This is a genomic window from Vogesella indigofera, from assembly GCF_003633895.1.
Lineage (GTDB): Bacteria > Pseudomonadota > Gammaproteobacteria > Burkholderiales > Chromobacteriaceae > Vogesella > Vogesella indigofera.
Window position 1 is genome coordinate 96362 of the sequence record NZ_RBID01000014.1, and the last position, 14000, is coordinate 110361.

Here is a 14000-nt window from a genome sequence, read left to right on the forward strand (position 1 = left end):
CCACGCCAGGCAGGTAGCAAAGAAAAAGCCACCGCAGAGGTGGCTTTGTTCGTGGCGGGGCGCCGGCTCAGGGCGCGCTGGCGTCCTTTGCCTCCGGGGCGCTGGCATCGTTCGTGTCATTCACCGCCGGGGCGCTGGCGTCCGGCTCGTCGACCAGGTCGTCGATGTTCAGCTCTTCTTCCTGCTGCCGCTTGCCCTGCGGCAGGCCCAGCTGGTGGGCGCGCATCTGCAGGAAGCCGTCACGCACGTAGCTGTAGTTGTCCAGCGCGGCGCCGTCGACCATCTCTTCCAGTCCCAGCAGCTTTTCGCGGGTGTTGACCGCATTCAGCACCCGCGCCACGGAGGCCTGGGTGTGGGTGTGGAACACGCTGGTGGCCGGCTCCAGCGAGTTGCTGATCAGCATGCCGCTGCCGTCACGCACGGTGGACGGCCCCAGCAGTGGCAGCACCAGGTAGCTGCTGTCCTGCCAGCCGTAGTGGGCGAAGGTGTCACCCAGCGTCGCCTTGCTGCTTTTCAGTCCCATCGGCGTGGCGATGTCGATCAGGCCGAACAGGCCGAAGGTGCTGTTGAACGACACGCGCAGCACGTCGGTGAGCGCCAGTTCCGCCTTGCCCTGCAGGGTGTTGTTGGCGGCGCTGTACACGTCGCGCAGGTTGTCGAAGAAGTTGCCGACCCCGGTGCGCAGCGGTTGCGGTGTCACCTGCTGGTAGGCCTGCGCCACCGGTTTCAGCACCGCCTTGTCCGCGGCGTCGTTGAAGCGGTAAACGGCGCGGTTCAGCGGCTCCAGCGGGTCCTGCGGATGGCTGGGGGTACTGGCACAGGCGGTCAGCAACAGGCAGCCGCCGACAACAAGCAGACGTTTCATGATCAGGTTTCCGGGGGCAGTTCCAGCAGCGGGGTCAGTTCGTAGAGCCGGGCGAGGCCATACAGGCTGGCCGGGATGTGGCTCAGCTTGATGTTGCGCGCATCCTTGCGCCGGCGCAACGCCAAGAGCAGCGCTAGCGCCGCGGAGTCGCAGTGGCTGACGCCGCCGAAATCCAGCGTCATGGCGCCGTTGACCAGCATCTTGTCCAGCTGCAGCTGGGTGTCGGCGACGCTGTCCATGGTCAGCGCGCCGTCAAGGCGCACCACGCCGGTCTGGGTTTCGGTCAGTTTCATGCCGCCTTGGCGCCGCTGTTCTTGTCCTGCAGCGACTTGATCAGGCCGTCGATGCCGCTCTTGCGCACCTGTTCGCCGAACTGGTTGCGGTAGATGGTGACCAGGCTGCCGCCTTCAACGGTGACGTTGAACACCTTCCAGCCCTGTGGCGTCTTGTACAGGGTGTAGTCGACGTTGATCGGCTTCTTCTCGGCCGAGCCCGGCAGGGTCACTTCCGACTTCACCACCGCCTCGCGGCCTTCGTTGTTGAGCAGCACGTTCGGCTTGATCTCGATCTGCGCGTTCTTGAAGCGGGTCATGGTGGCGGAGTAGGTGCCGACCAGCAGGGTCTCGAATTCCTTGGCCAGTTGCTGCTTCTGTGCCGGGGTGGCGGCGCGCCAGTCCTTGCCGACCGCCAGTGCGGTCATGCGCTGGAAGTCGAACTTCGGCGTCACCATGCTGATCAGCTGCTCGCGAACCTTGGCGCTGTTCTTGCCATTGTCCTTGCTCAGCATTTCCAGCGCCTGGCGCGAGGTGTCACGGACCAGATCCACCGGGGTATCGGCGGCGTGGGCCACGCTGCTCAGACCGAACAGCAGGGCAAAACAGGCAAACAGCTTTTTCATGATGGTTTTCCGTATCTCGGGTAACAAGGGCTTGGATGGTTTTTTCAGGGTGCAGTTTCCGCAGCGGCGGCATCGGCCGCTGCGGCTTTGTTGTTGCCTTCGGCAAAACTGGTCATGAACTTGCCGATCAGCTGTTCCAGCACCAGTGCCGACGAGGTCAGCTGCAGGCGGTCGCCGGGCTTCAGGTTTTCTTCCTCGCCGCCCTGCACCAGGCCGACGTACTGTTCGCCGAGCAGGCCGGCGGTGAGGATTTCGGCGCTGGTGTCACGGCTGAAATGGTACTGGCCGTCCAGCGTCAGCGTGGCGCGGGCGACGTAGCGCTGGGTGTCCAGCTCGATATTGCTGACGCGGCCGACCACCACGCCGGACGATTTCACCGGCGCCTTCACTTTCAGGCCGCCGATATTGTCGAATTCGGCGATCAGGGTGTAGCTGTTGTTGTTGCTTTGCGGTGTCAGGTTGGCCACTTTCAGCGCCAGGAAGGTCACCGAGGCGAGACCGATGGCGACGAAGATGCCGACCCACAAATCAATGATGGAACGTTTCATGATGGCGAATTCCTAAAACATGAAGGCGGTCAGGACAAAGTCCAGCGCCAGGATAACCAGGGCCGAGGTCACCACGGTACGGGTGGTGGCAGAAGAGACGCCCGCGGCAGTGGGCGTGGCGTCAAAGCCTTCGAACACCGCGATCAGCGTCACCGCGATGCCGAAGAACAGGCTCTTGATCAGGCCGTTGATCACGTCGAAGTGCAGGTCGACGTTGTTCTGCATCTGCGACCAGAAGGTGCCTTCGTCCAGGCCTATCATCACCACGCCGACCAGATAGCCGCCGAAGATGCCCATCACGTTGAACAGCGCGGCGAGAATCGGCATCGAGATCACGCCGGCCCAGAAGCGCGGCGCCACCACGCGGGCGATCGGATCGACCGCCATCACGCTCATCGCCTCCAGTTGTTCGGTGGCCTTCATCAGGCCGATCTCGGCGGTCATCGCGCTGCCGGAGCGGCTGGCGAACAGCAGCGCGGCCAGCACCGGGCCCAGTTCGCGCAGCAGCGACAGCGCCACCAGCGCGCCCAGCGCGTCGGCGGAGCCGAAGCGCGATAGCGTGTTGTAGCCCTGCAGTCCCAGCACCATGCCGACGAACAGGCCGGACACCACGATGATGATCAGCGACAGCACGCCGGCGAAGTACACCTCGCGGATGGTGAGCTGGAAGCGCAACAGGCTTTGCCCGGAGTGGGCGATGATGGCCAGCAGGAAGCGGCTCATCACGCCCAGCTTCCAGACGGCATTGATGGTGCTGTGGCCGAGGTGGCGCAGCGGTGCGAGCAGATTGTCCAGCATCATGCGCCCTCCAGGCCGAAGCTGCCGGCCAGACTTTGCTGTGCCGGGTAGGCGAAATGCACCGGGCCGTCGGCCTCGCCGTGCACGAACTGGTGTACCCAAGGCGAGTCGGAGGCGCGGACCTCGTCCGGGGTACCGGCGGCGGCGATCTTGCCGCCGGCGATGAAGTAGACGTAGTCGACGATTTCCAGCGACTTGTGCACGTCGTGGGTGACCATCACCGCCGAGGTACCCAGCGCGTCGCTCAGCTTCTTGATCAAGAGCGCGATGGTGGCCAGCGAGATCGGGTCCAGCCCGGTGAACGGTTCGTCGTAGAGCATGATCTGCGGGTCGAGCGCGATGGCGCGAGCCAGTGCGACGCGGCGCGACATGCCGCCGGACAGCTCGGCCGGCATCAGCGCCTCGGTGCCGCGCAGGCCGACGGCGTGCAGTTTCATCAGCACCAGATCGCGCACCATCTCCGGGCTGAGCGAGGTGTGCTCGCGGATCGGGAACGCGACGTTGTCGAACACCGGCAGGTCGGTAAACAGCGCGCCGAACTGGAACAGCATGCCCATGCGACGGCGGTGCTGGTACAGCTCGCGCTGGTTCATGCGGCCAACGTCGCGGCCGTCGACCAGCACCTGGCCCTGCTGGGCGCGGATCTGGCCGGCGATCAGTCGCAGCAGCGTGGTCTTGCCGCTGCCGCTGCCGCCCATGATGGCGACCAGCTGGCCACGGCCGATTTTCAGCGAGATGTCCTGCAGGATGAGCCGGTCGCCATAGCCGAAGCTGACGCGGTTGAATTCGATGAAACTGTCGTTTTGCACGATGTGGTGGCGAGTCCTTGGGGGGAACAGGTAAGGGGATCGTATTCACGATCCCCTCCGCTTTGCCCCGCTATTGTACCTGCCTATGCTGCATGGCGCAAAAAGGCGGCGCCATGACGGGTGCAAGTGTGGCAGGCCGGTGCATGGTGTGGCACCGGCGCCGGCTTACACGCCGCGCAGCAGTTCGTTGATGCTGGTCTTGCTGCGCGTCTGCGCGTCGACCTTCTTCACGATCACCGCGCAGTACAGGCTGTGGCTGCCGTCTTTCGATGGCAGGTTGCCGGATACCACCACCGAGCCCGGCGGAATGCGACCGTAGCTGACTTCGCCGGTTTCGCGGTCGTAGATCTTGGTCGACTGGCCGATGTAGACGCCCATCGAGATCACCGAGCCTTCGCCGACGATCACGCCTTCCACCACTTCCGAACGCGCGCCGATGAAGCAGTTGTCCTCGATGATGGTCGGGTTGGCCTGCAGTGGCTCCAGCACGCCGCCGATGCCGACGCCGCCGGACAGGTGCACGTTCTTGCCGATTTGCGCGCAGCTGCCGACGGTGGCCCAGGTGTCGACCATGGTGCCTTCGTCAACGTAGGCGCCGATGTTCACGTAGGACGGCATCAGCACGGTGTTCTTGGCGATGAAGCTGCCCTTGCGCGCCACGGCGCCCGGTACCACGCGGAAGCCGGCGTCCTGGAAGCGCTGCTGGTTCCAGTCGTTGAACTTGGTGTCGACCTTGTCGAAGTAGCGCGACACGCCGTCGTCCAGCACTTCGTTGTCGCGGATGCGGAACGACAGCAGGACGGCTTTCTTCACCCACTGGTTGACCACCCAGTCGCTGCCGTTCTTCTCGGCGACGCGCAGGCGACCTTCATCCAGCTCGTTGATCACTTGTTCGATTGCCGACTTCAGCTCGGCGGAGACGGTGGCCGGGGTGATCTCGGCGCGTTTTTCAAAAGCTTCTTCGATGAGGGCTTGAATCGGGTGCATGTGGCTCAGTCCTTTGGCAAGGTGGATTTCTACAGACATGATGGGTTTTCTGCTGGTTTGGTTGTTCGGTGGTGTTATTGGTTTTAGTGGTACTGCTGCAAAAACTGTTCGATGCGCGCGGCGGCGGCGACGCATTCCGCCAGCGGCGCCACCAGCGCCAGGCGCACACGGCCGGCGCCGGGGTTGACGCCGTGCGCGTCACGGGCGAGGAAGCTGCCGGGCAGCACGGTGATGTGCTGCTGCGCGAACAGCTCGCGGGCGAAGCGGGCATCGTCACCGCCGGGCACCGCCGCCCACAGGTAGAAGCCGGCATCCGGCCGCGTGACGTCCAGCACCTGCGCCAGGCGCGCGGTGACGGCGTCGAATTTGGCAGTATACGCGTCACGGTTGGCCGCAACATGCTCTTCGTCGTTCCACGCGGCGATGCTGGCCTGCTGGATGGTGACGCTCATCGCGCTGCCATGATAGGTACGATATAGCAGGAATTTTTCCAGCACTTTGGCATTGCCGGCGACGAAGCCGGAACGCAGGCCGGGGGCATTGCTGCGCTTGGACAGGCTGGTGAACATCACCAGCCGCTCAAAGCCGCGGCCGAGCTGTTGCGCCGCCTGCAGCCCGCCCAGCGGCGGGGTGCCGAAGTGGATCTCGGAGTAGCACTCGTCGCTGGCGATGATGAAACCGTAGCGGTCGGACAGCGAGAACAGTGTGTTCCAGTCGGCAAGCGACATCACCGCCCCGGTCGGGTTGCCCGGGCTGCATACTACGACCACCTGCGTGCGCTGCCAGACGGCCTCCGGCACCGCGGCCCAGTCCGGCTGGTAGCGGTTGGCGGCCAGGCAATTGACATAGTAAGGTTCGGCGCCGGTCAGCAGCGCGGCGCCTTCGTAGATCTGGTAGAACGGGTTGGGCGAGATCAGCACCGGCTTCTGCTCGCCGCGCGGATCGATCACCGCCTGCACGAAGGAAAACAGTGCCTCGCGGCTGCCGCACACCGGCAGGATTTCGCGGGCGGCGTCCACGCTGACGCCATAGCGGCGCTGCAGCCAGCCGGCACAGGCGCCGCGCAGTGCGTCGCTGCCGAGGGTGGCCGGGTAGGCGGCGAGGCCGTCCAGCGCATCGATCAGCGCCTGTTTCACCACCGCCGGGGTCGGGTGCTTTGGCTCGCCGATCGACAGGTTGATGTGCGGCAGGTCGGCGGGAGGCGTCACGCCGGCCAGCAGGCCGCGCAAACGCTGGAACGGGTAGGGCTGCAACAGTTCGAGGTGGGGATTCAACGCCGCTTCCTTGCAATGCAACAAAACGACAAGTGTAAGAAAAGACTATGAATCTGGCAAAACAAAAGCTGCTGGCGGTGACGTGCGCACTGACCACGGCACTGGTGTGGGGGCTGATGTGGTTCCCGTTTCGCGCGCTGCACGAGGCCGGCTTTTCCACCGCTGCCACCTCGCTGACGGTGTACCTGGTCTCCGCCGCGCTGGGCGTGGTGCTGTTCCGCGAGGTGTTCCGCCGCGAGGCGCGCTTCGAGTTCATCCTGCTGCCGCTGGCCCTGCTGTATGGCTGGTGCAACTTCAGCTACACCTGGGCGGTGTCGGAGGGGCAGGTGATGCGCGTGCTGCTGCTGTTCTACCTGTCGCCGCTGTGGAGCGCGCTGTTTTCCTGGCTGCTGCTGCACGAGCGGCTGAGCCGCATCGGCTGGCTGGTGATCGCGATGTCGCTGGGTGGCATGCTGGTGATCCTGTACCGCCCGGGGCTGTTTAGCGGCGATTTCTTCTCCAGCCGCGCCGACTGGCTGGCGCTGTCCGGCGGCATCAGCTTCGCGCTGGGCAATGTGCTGTCGAAGAAGGCGCACGCGCTGCCGGTGGCGCTGAAGTCGGCGATGGTGTGGCTGGGCGTGGCCGCCTGCGGCCTGGCGTCGCTGCTGTGGCGCGGCCAGCTGGGTGCGGAGCTTATGCTGCTGCACGGCGAGGTGCTGCTGATCGTGCTGGTGCTGGGCGTCACGCTGCTGGCGACCAGCATCATCTCGATGCACGGGCTGTCCATCCTGCCGGCGACGCAGGTGATGACGCTGATGCTGATGGAGCTACTGTTCGCCGCCATTTCCGCCTATCTGCTCGCCGGCGAGCGCATGCAGCTGCAGGAGTGGATCGGTGGCGCGCTGATCGCCAGCGCCAGCCTGCTGTCCGGCCACATCGTCGCCAAACCGAAGCCGGCGGCACCGCCGCTGCCACAGGCGGCGTAGCGCAAGGTTGGCCGCAGACCTTGCGGCCAACCTTGTGTCGAGCGCAAGCGCTGTCGCTAACGCTCCCATCGCTACTGCCAGCCCGCCAGCGCGGTGCCGGCGGTGCGGCCACCCACTTTCCCGCGTTGTCTTTTCGCTACTTGTGTTTTGCCACGGCGTTGGCGATAATTCGTTCAATATTTCAACGATTGTCAAAATATGGAAACGAAATCCGCCGTCAAGATGCTGGCCGCGCTGGCGCAGGAAACCCGCCTCGCGGTGTTCCGCCAGCTGGTGGAGGCCGGCCCCGCCGGTCGTGCCGCCGGCGAGCTGGCCGAGGTGCTGGGCTGCGCGCCGGCCACGCTGTCCTTCCATCTGAAAGAGCTGTCCAACGCGGCGCTGATCGAGGGGCGTCAGGATGGCCGCTTCGTGATCTACGCCGCCAACTTCGCCAGCATGAACGCGCTGCTGGCGTTTATGACCGAAAACTGCTGTCGCGCCTCCAGTGCCGACGGCTGTGCTTGCTGAACCGGAGAACTGTGATGAAACGACTGCATATTCACGTGTCGGTGGATGAGCTGGCCACCAGCGTGCGCTTCTACAACGCGCTGTTCGGCGCCGAGCCGACGGTATTGAAACCGGACTACGCCAAGTGGCTGCTGGACGACCCGCGCGTCAACTTTGCCATCAGCCAGCGCGGCGCCCCGGCCGGGCTGGATCACCTCGGCATCCAGGCCGAGAACGGCGACGAGCTGGCCGAGCTGAAGCAGCGCATCGACGCCGCCGGCATGGCGGCGCTGACGGAAGAGGGGACCACCTGCTGCTACGCCAAATCGGACAAGCACTGGGTGCAGGACCCGTCCGGCATCGCCTGGGAAACCTACCACACGCTGGACAGCGCGCCGACCTACAACGACGCGCCGGCAGCCGCTGCGGCCAACCCCGACAGCTGCTGTGCCCCGGCTCCCGCCGCGCTGGCCGCCGCCGACGCCTGTTGCGCCCCGGCCGATAGCAGCGCCACGGCCAGCGCCTGCTGCGCGCCGGCCCCGCAAAAAATCCAGCTGATCGCACGCAAGAACATCGAGGCCATCGTATCCCGCGAAAGGAAGTCCCGTGACTGACAAGGTCTACAATGTACTGATCCTGTGCACCGGCAACTCGGCGCGCAGCATCCTCGGCGAAGCACTGATCAACCATCTGGGCCAGGGCCGCTTCAAGGGTTACAGTGCTGGCAGCCAGCCTGCCGGCAAGGTCAATCTCTATGCGCTCAAGACGCTGGAAAAGCACGGTCTGGATACCGCCGGCTACCGCAGCAAGAGCTGGGACGAGTTCGGCGTGGCGGGCGCGCCGCAAATGGACTTCGTGTTCACCGTCTGCGGCAGCGCCGCCGGCGAAACCTGCCCGCTGTGGCCGGGCACGCCGCTGCGTGCGCACTGGGGGCTGGAAGATCCGGCCGGCGTCGGCAGCAACGACGACGAGGCGATGGCGGCGTTCGCGAAGGCGTACCAGATCATCCATCGCCGCGTCAGCCGCTTCGTGGCGCTGGACATCGCCGCGTTGGGCGAGGACGAACTGAAGGCCGAACTGGCCGCCATCGGGAAGGCATAAGCGATGCGGGCATTGGTTGCAGAAGCCATCGGCAGTGCCTTGCTGCTGGCGGTGGTGGTCGGCTCCGGCATCATGGGCCAAACGTTGGCCGCAGGGAATGACGCGGTCGCCTTGCTGGCCAATGCGCTGGCCACCGGCGCCGGCCTGCTGGTGCTGATCACGCTGTTTGCGCCCTTGTCGGGCGCGCACTTCAATCCGGCGGTCAGCCTGGTGATGGCGGCGCGCGGCGAGCTGCCGTGGCCGCGCGTGTTGCCGTATCTGGCGGCGCAAGTGGCCGGCGCCGTCGCCGGCGTGCTGCTGGCGCACGCGATGTTCGGCCTGCCCTTGCTGCAGGAATCGCAGCACCTGCGCAGCGGTTGGCCGCAGTGGCTGGCCGAGGTCACCGCCACCGCCGGCCTGCTGCTGACCATTCTGGGCGGCGTGCGTCACGCCCGCGACAAGGTGCCGCTGCTGGTGGCGCTGTACATCGTGGCGGCGTACTGGTTTACCGCCTCGACCTCGTTCGCCAATCCGGCGGTGACGCTGGCGCGCAGCCTGAGCGATACCTTTGCCGGCATCGCGCCGGCCGATGTCGGCGGCTTTGTGCTGGCGCAGCTGGCGGGGGCGGCCATCGGCGGCGGGCTGGGCGGCTGGCTGTTCGCCGCCGAGCAGGATACCGCCGGCGCCTGAGGCGGCTTGATCGGTCTGGGGCCGCAGCGAGCTGCGGCCCTTTTCGCGTCCAAAAAAAACGGCCCGCAGGCCGTGTCAAGAGAAGCTACAACGCAGATTCGGTTCACACGAAGATCACCAGCGCCGCCATCGCGCCGTGCGCGCCCATTACCAGGCTCTGTTCGATGTCGGCGGTGCGCGAGCTGCCGCTGATGAAGCCGCCAAAGCCGTGCTCGCGGATGCTGACGCGGGCGTAGGCGTCGCGCATGGTGTCGACGATGGCGTCTTTCGGCACCACCAGCACCAGCTTCTGGGTGAGGAAATACAGCGCGCGCTGGCTGTTGCCGGCGTGGCTGACCCACACCGCCGCGCTCTCCGCTACCGCCAGTTCGCCGGGCACGATGGCGATATCGACGTCGTGCCAGTCGTGCGGCGCGCTCACCTGTTCCGGGTTGGCGGCGGTGACATCGACCACGCGGCCGGGTTGCGGCCAACGTTGCGCCACGATGCCGGCGACGGTTTCGCCCGGCTGCAGTTGTACCGCGTCGCCGCCGAGATTGCGCACCAGCGTGGCAAAGGCGTCGAACTTGTCGGCAAAGGTGATGAACGGTACGGCGTCGATGTCCGGCAAGGCCGGGCCGTGCGGGCGCTTGTGCCGCAGTTTGGCCAGTATCTGTTCGCGGCTGCTCATGGCGCGCTCCATTGGTAATGGTTGTCCCAGTCGTCGGCCTGCAACAGTACAAAGCCGTGACGCTGGTAGAAAAGGTTGGCCGCACTGTGCTTCAGCGCGCCAAGCCGGAGCGGCAAGCCTTGTGCGGCGGCCTGCTGCTGCAACTGCCACAGCAGCGCGCTGCCGATGCCGTGGCCGCTGTGTGCCGGCGCCAGGTAGAGGTGATGCAGGTACAGGTGGTCGGCGGCGGTGTGCAGCGCGTACCAGCCGATGCGCTCGCCATGCTGCACGATCCAGCGGCTGTGCTGTGGCGCAAAGCTGGCGGCCAGCCGGTCGCGGGCGCGTTGGGCGTCGAAGCGGCCGATGGCGCTCAGGCTGGGCTGCATCGCGGCGATGCGCAGTGCCAGCAGCGCCTCGAAATCGTCGGCCGCTACCGACGCGGTGTGCCAGTCGCTCATGGCTTGTCCTTCTGCCGTGCCTGCCACATTTCCTTGAAGCTCTGCGCCGGCATCTGCGGCAGATCGCGTCCCGGCCGGCTCCACGCGCTGTGCTGCGTCAGCGCCTGCGGCAGGATCGGTACCACCTTGCGCATCAGCTTGCCGCCGGTGTCCATCAGCGACGGGTGCTGGGTCAGGAAGCGCATCGCCAGCAGGCCCATCTTCTTCACCGGCTTCAGCGTGCCGGCGTCGAAGGCGCGCTTGCGTTGCAGGATCAGTTGTTCGTGCAGGTTGATCTTCACCGGGCAGACATTGCTGCACGAGCCGCAGGTGGTGCAGGCAAACGCCATGCTGCCGTGTTTCTTGATGTCGCGGCTGGGGCCCAGCGTCGAGCCGATCGGCCCCGGAATGATGTAGCTGTAGCTGTGGCCGGTGGAGCGGCGGTATACCGGGCAGGTGTTCATGCAGGCGCCGCAGCGGATGCAGCGCAGGCTCTGCGAGAAGTCGTCGCTGCCGAGGATGTCGCTGCGGCCGTTATCGACGATGACGATGTGCATCTCGCCGCCCGGCCGCGCCTGCTGGAAGTGCGACGTGTAAGTCGTAATCGGCGAGCCGATGGCGGAGCGTGCCAACAGCCGGGTGAACACACCCAGGTGCGCCTGCTTGGGGATGATTTTTTCCAGCCCCATGCTGGCGATGTGGATCGGCGGTAGCGCGGTGCCGAGGTCGGCATTGCCTTCGTTGGTGCACACCACCACACCACCGGTTTCGGCGATGGCGAAGTTGACGCCGGTCAGACCGGCACCGGCAGTGAGGAAATGCTCGCGCAGGTTGGCGCGCGCGGCGTGGGTCAGGTAGGTCGGGTCGTTGTTGCCGGCCTCGGTGCCCAGCTCCTTGTGAAACAGCTCAGAGATCTGTTCCTTCTTCAGGTGAATCGCCGGCATCACGATGTGGCTCGGCGGCTCGTGGCGCAGCTGCACGATGCGCTCGCCGAGGTCGGTATCGATTACCTCGATGCCGCGCTGCTCCAGATACGGGTTCAGCCCGCATTCCTCGGTCAGCATCGACTTTGACTTCACCAGCTTCTTGACGCCCCCCGCGGCCAGGATGCCGTGCACGATGCGGTTGTGCTCATCGGCGTCGGCCGCCCAGTGCACGGTGACGCCGTTCTGCTCGGCGTTACGCTGGAACTGTTCGAGGTACTCGTCCAGCCGCGACAGCGTGTGCGCCTTGATCTGCTGCGCCAGTGCGCGCAGCTGTTCCCACTCCGGCAACTGTTTGGCCTGCGCATCGCGCTTCTGCCGCACCCACCAGATGGCGCTGTCGTGCCAGCGTGCCTGTTCGCGGTCCTGCAAAAAGGCGGCCGCCGCTTCGGCGTGGTTGATGTTGTCGTTCTTCATGCCGCGCCCCCGCGTCCGGTCAGGATTTCGACGATGTGCAGCGGGCGGATCGGACGGCACTTGTGACGGATGATGCCGCCCATGTGCATCAGACAGGACGGGTCGGCGCCGACGATGAATTCGGCGCCGGTGGCTTCGTGCTGCGCGACGCGGTCCTCGCCCATCGCGACCGACACTTCCGGCTCGTCGACACTGAAGGTGCCGCCAAAGCCGCAGCACTCGTCGCGGCGTTCCGGCAGCCGCACGTCGATGCCGTCCACCAGCTGCAGGATGCGTTCCAGCCGCGAGTGGTAGGGAATCATCAGCTCCGACGGCGCAGCGTGGCCCAGCTCGCGCAGGCCGTGGCAGCTCTGGTGGATGGACACCGGGTGCGGGAAGTACACCGGCTTGGGCAGCTTGTCCACCTTCAGCACGTCCTGCAGGAATTCCACGATCTCGTACACCCTGGGCTGCAGGCGCTGGTAGTCGGCGTTGTCGGCGATGTACCAGCCGTAGTGATGCTTGACGTGCGAGGTGCAGCTGCCGGATGGCGACACGATGTAGTCGTAGTCCTTGAACACGCCGGTAAAGCGGCGCGCGGCGTCGCAGGCGCCCTGGCTGTCGCCGTTGTTGCTCAACGGTTGGCCGCAACAGGACTGTTCCAGCGGGTAGACGACATCGATACCGTAGCCTTCCAGCAGCTCGGCGGTGGCCATCGCCACGTGCGGATACAGTTCGTTGACGAAACAGGGAATGAAAAGGGCGACGTTCATGGCGTAAGCGGGGTCTCCAGCGCAATGCCCGGGCAGGCTTGTTCTGGATTAAAGCCCGTGCCGGCGCGCCTGCCAATGCGGAATTACCCTTGCGGCGGCGATTGTCAGCAGCCTGATACATTGCGGTGATGATGGCGACAACTTGCTGCGCTGAAATGGGCATCCGTATTGGAGGATGTCATGACGCAACAATCAGCAAATCCGGCAGCAAATCCGGCACGCCGCTGGCGCCGCTACGGCCTCGGCCTGCTGCTGCTCGCGGCGGCGGTGTTGGCCGCCTGCACGCTGTGGCCGCAGCCGGCGGCGACCACCCAATGGCTGACGCAGCGCGTCAGCATCGGCGAGCTGGAACAAACCGTGACCGCGCAGGGCGCGCTGGCGCCGCGCGACTATGTCGATGTCGGTGCGCAGGTGTCCGGCCAGCTCAGCCGTGTCTATGTCGCCATCGGCGACCAGGTGAAAAAAGGCCAGCTGCTGGCGCAGATCGATCCCGAGGTGTACCAGACCAAGGTCGCCGCCGACCAGGCCGCGGTCGCCGACCTGCAGGCGCAGCTGGAGCAGCAGCAGGTCGCCACCGTGCGTGCGCGCCAGCTGCTGATCCGGCAAACCGCACTGGCCAAGGTGGACGCCACCACCAGCGAGACGCTGGAGCAGGCGCAGGCCGGCTTTGACCAGGCGCGTGCCGGCGAACGCTCGCTGCAGGCGCAGCTGGCCAAGGCGCAGGCGACGCTGAAGGGCGATGCGGCCAACCTTGGCTACACCCGCATCTATGCGCCGCTCGACGGCACCGTGGTGTCGCAGACGGTGTTGCAGGGGCAGACCATCAACGCCAGCCAGTCGGCGCCGACGCTGTTGCGCGTGGCGCGGCTGGACACCATGACGGTGGAGGCGGAGGTGGCCGAGGCCGACATCCCGCTGCTGCGCCCCGGCATGGCCGCCTATTTCACCACGCTGGGCGACAGCCAGACCCGCCACGCCGCCAGCATCCGCCAGATCAAGCCGACCCCGACCACCAGCAACGACGTGGTGCTGTACACCGTGCTGCTCGATGTTGCCAACCCCGGCCACAAGCTGATGATCGACATGACGGCGCAGGTATTTTTCCGCCTCGCCCGCGTCAGCGGCCTGCCGGTGGTGCCGCTTTCCGCGCTGCAGCCGCTGGCATCGGGCGGCAAGCGCTACCGCGCACAGGTGCTGAACCGCGACGGCCAGCCGGAAACGCGCGAGGTGGAGGTGGCGCTGGTCACCCGCAGCCAGGCGGCGATCCGCAGCGGCCTGCGCGTCGGCGAGCAGCTGATACTGGCGCAGCAGAGCGCCGACAGCAGCAAGGCCGACAGCATGCCGCCGCCACCGGGAGGCTGA

The 14000-nt window shown here is 65.9% G+C and carries 18 protein-coding genes; 6 read left to right on the plus strand and 12 right to left on the minus strand.

From position 1 onward, the window contains the following. Nucleotides 1–67: 67 nt before the first annotated feature. From C8E02_RS08560 to dapC, 8 genes are all read right to left on the minus strand, one after another. Nucleotides 68–865 carry an MlaA family lipoprotein gene (locus tag C8E02_RS08560; protein ID WP_047966703.1) on the minus strand — a complete coding sequence of 266 codons (798 nt, stop codon included), beginning with the start codon at nt 863–865 and terminating at the stop codon, nt 68–70. 2 nt (nt 866–867) lie between these two features. Beyond that, entirely contained in the window at nt 868–1158 is a 291-nt protein-coding gene (locus C8E02_RS08565) for an STAS domain-containing protein (RefSeq protein WP_120810459.1), read from the minus strand. Next, nucleotides 1155–1763 carry an MlaC/ttg2D family ABC transporter substrate-binding protein gene (locus tag C8E02_RS08570; RefSeq protein ID WP_047966701.1) on the minus strand — a complete coding sequence of 203 codons (609 nt, stop codon included), beginning with the start codon at nt 1761–1763 and terminating at the stop codon, nt 1155–1157. Before C8E02_RS08570 ends, C8E02_RS08565 begins: the two co-directional genes overlap by 4 nt. Before the next feature lie 44 nt (nt 1764–1807). Then, nucleotides 1808–2311, minus strand: a complete 504-nt coding sequence (gene mlaD, locus C8E02_RS08575) for an outer membrane lipid asymmetry maintenance protein MlaD (RefSeq protein WP_047966700.1) — start codon at nt 2309–2311, stop codon at nt 1808–1810. A gap of 12 nt (nt 2312–2323) precedes the next feature. After that, nucleotides 2324–3109: a lipid asymmetry maintenance ABC transporter permease subunit MlaE gene (mlaE, locus tag C8E02_RS08580; RefSeq protein WP_120810647.1), complete on the minus strand. Its 786-nt coding sequence runs from the start codon at nt 3107–3109 to the stop codon at nt 2324–2326. Continuing rightward, the gene (locus C8E02_RS08585) at nt 3109–3921 is read right to left on the minus strand and encodes an ABC transporter ATP-binding protein (RefSeq protein ID WP_047966699.1); all 813 of its coding nucleotides are present in this window, start codon (nt 3919–3921) and stop codon (nt 3109–3111) included. The genes mlaE and C8E02_RS08585 overlap by 1 nt, the downstream gene beginning before the upstream one ends. A 162-nt stretch (nt 3922–4083) precedes the next feature. Then, the gene (dapD, locus tag C8E02_RS08590; protein ID WP_120810460.1) at nt 4084–4905 is read right to left on the minus strand and encodes a 2,3,4,5-tetrahydropyridine-2,6-dicarboxylate N-succinyltransferase; all 822 of its coding nucleotides are present in this window, start codon (nt 4903–4905) and stop codon (nt 4084–4086) included. Between the two features lie 83 nt (nt 4906–4988). Further along, complete coding sequence (gene dapC / locus C8E02_RS08595) at nt 4989–6179, minus strand: succinyldiaminopimelate transaminase (protein ID WP_120810461.1); 1191 nt, start codon at nt 6177–6179, stop codon at nt 4989–4991. A gap of 47 nt (nt 6180–6226) precedes the next feature. On the opposite strand from dapC, the gene C8E02_RS08600 reads away from it, so the two are divergent. The 5 genes from C8E02_RS08600 to C8E02_RS08620 all read left to right on the plus strand — a co-directional run bounded on the left by C8E02_RS08600 (nt 6227) and on the right by C8E02_RS08620 (nt 9400). Beyond that, nucleotides 6227–7144, plus strand: a complete 918-nt coding sequence (locus tag C8E02_RS08600; protein ID WP_120810462.1) for a DMT family transporter — start codon at nt 6227–6229, stop codon at nt 7142–7144. Between the two features lie 198 nt (nt 7145–7342). Then, the gene (locus C8E02_RS08605; protein WP_120810463.1) at nt 7343–7651 is read left to right on the plus strand and encodes an ArsR/SmtB family transcription factor; all 309 of its coding nucleotides are present in this window, start codon (nt 7343–7345) and stop codon (nt 7649–7651) included. A gap of 14 nt (nt 7652–7665) precedes the next feature. Continuing rightward, entirely contained in the window at nt 7666–8244 is a 579-nt protein-coding gene (locus tag C8E02_RS08610; RefSeq protein ID WP_120810464.1) for an ArsI/CadI family heavy metal resistance metalloenzyme, read from the plus strand. Continuing rightward, entirely contained in the window at nt 8237–8731 is a 495-nt protein-coding gene (locus tag C8E02_RS08615; RefSeq protein WP_120810465.1) for an arsenate reductase ArsC, read from the plus strand. Before C8E02_RS08610 ends, C8E02_RS08615 begins: the two co-directional genes overlap by 8 nt. Before the next feature lie 3 nt (nt 8732–8734). Then, the gene (locus C8E02_RS08620) at nt 8735–9400 is read left to right on the plus strand and encodes an aquaporin (protein WP_120810466.1); all 666 of its coding nucleotides are present in this window, start codon (nt 8735–8737) and stop codon (nt 9398–9400) included. A 103-nt stretch (nt 9401–9503) separates the two neighbouring features. Here the strand turns inward: C8E02_RS08620 and C8E02_RS08625 are convergent, their stop codons facing one another. From C8E02_RS08625 to C8E02_RS08640, 4 genes are read right to left on the minus strand one after another with little or no spacing between them, the layout of a single operon-like run. Further along, nucleotides 9504–10070 (minus strand): LutC/YkgG family protein, encoded by a 567-nt coding sequence (locus C8E02_RS08625; RefSeq protein WP_120810648.1) that lies wholly within the window; start codon nt 10068–10070, stop codon nt 9504–9506. Then, nucleotides 10067–10507: a GNAT family N-acetyltransferase gene (locus C8E02_RS08630; protein ID WP_120810467.1), complete on the minus strand. Its 441-nt coding sequence runs from the start codon at nt 10505–10507 to the stop codon at nt 10067–10069. Before C8E02_RS08630 ends, C8E02_RS08625 begins: the two co-directional genes overlap by 4 nt. Beyond that, nucleotides 10504–11886 carry a lactate utilization protein B gene (locus tag C8E02_RS08635; protein WP_120810468.1) on the minus strand — a complete coding sequence of 461 codons (1383 nt, stop codon included), beginning with the start codon at nt 11884–11886 and terminating at the stop codon, nt 10504–10506. The genes C8E02_RS08630 and C8E02_RS08635 overlap by 4 nt, the downstream gene beginning before the upstream one ends. Beyond that, the gene (locus tag C8E02_RS08640) at nt 11883–12638 is read right to left on the minus strand and encodes a (Fe-S)-binding protein (RefSeq protein WP_120810469.1); all 756 of its coding nucleotides are present in this window, start codon (nt 12636–12638) and stop codon (nt 11883–11885) included. The genes C8E02_RS08635 and C8E02_RS08640 overlap by 4 nt, the downstream gene beginning before the upstream one ends. 180 nt (nt 12639–12818) lie before the next feature. Between C8E02_RS08640 and C8E02_RS08645 the strand changes: the two genes are divergently transcribed. Then, nucleotides 12819–14000, plus strand: a complete 1182-nt coding sequence (locus tag C8E02_RS08645) for an efflux RND transporter periplasmic adaptor subunit (RefSeq protein ID WP_120810470.1) — start codon at nt 12819–12821, stop codon at nt 13998–14000.

Excerpts from the sequence above, each read along its gene's own strand:
- C8E02_RS08560 (WP_047966703.1), bottom strand. The coding sequence starts at position 865 with ATGAAACGTCTGCTTGTTGTCGGCGGCTGCCTGTTGCTGACCGCCTGT.
- C8E02_RS08565 (WP_120810459.1), bottom strand. The coding sequence starts at position 1,158 with ATGAAACTGACCGAAACCCAGACCGGCGTGGTGCGCCTTGACGGCGCG.
- C8E02_RS08570 (WP_047966701.1), bottom strand. The coding sequence starts at position 1,763 with ATGAAAAAGCTGTTTGCCTGTTTTGCCCTGCTGTTCGGTCTGAGCAGC.
- mlaD (WP_047966700.1), bottom strand. The coding sequence starts at position 2,311 with ATGAAACGTTCCATCATTGATTTGTGGGTCGGCATCTTCGTCGCCATC.
- mlaE (WP_120810647.1), bottom strand. The coding sequence starts at position 3,109 with ATGCTGGACAATCTGCTCGCACCGCTGCGCCACCTCGGCCACAGCACC.
- dapD (WP_120810460.1), bottom strand. The coding sequence starts at position 4,905 with ATGCACCCGATTCAAGCCCTCATCGAAGAAGCTTTTGAAAAACGCGCC.
- C8E02_RS08600 (WP_120810462.1), top strand. The coding sequence starts at position 6,227 with ATGAATCTGGCAAAACAAAAGCTGCTGGCGGTGACGTGCGCACTGACC.
- C8E02_RS08605 (WP_120810463.1), top strand. The coding sequence starts at position 7,343 with ATGGAAACGAAATCCGCCGTCAAGATGCTGGCCGCGCTGGCGCAGGAA.
- C8E02_RS08610 (WP_120810464.1), top strand. The coding sequence starts at position 7,666 with ATGAAACGACTGCATATTCACGTGTCGGTGGATGAGCTGGCCACCAGC.
- C8E02_RS08620 (WP_120810466.1), top strand. The coding sequence starts at position 8,735 with ATGCGGGCATTGGTTGCAGAAGCCATCGGCAGTGCCTTGCTGCTGGCG.
- C8E02_RS08625 (WP_120810648.1), bottom strand. The coding sequence starts at position 10,070 with ATGAGCAGCCGCGAACAGATACTGGCCAAACTGCGGCACAAGCGCCCG.
- C8E02_RS08630 (WP_120810467.1), bottom strand. The coding sequence starts at position 10,507 with ATGAGCGACTGGCACACCGCGTCGGTAGCGGCCGACGATTTCGAGGCG.
- C8E02_RS08635 (WP_120810468.1), bottom strand. The coding sequence starts at position 11,886 with ATGAAGAACGACAACATCAACCACGCCGAAGCGGCGGCCGCCTTTTTG.
- C8E02_RS08640 (WP_120810469.1), bottom strand. The coding sequence starts at position 12,638 with ATGAACGTCGCCCTTTTCATTCCCTGTTTCGTCAACGAACTGTATCCG.
- C8E02_RS08645 (WP_120810470.1), top strand. The coding sequence starts at position 12,819 with ATGACGCAACAATCAGCAAATCCGGCAGCAAATCCGGCACGCCGCTGG.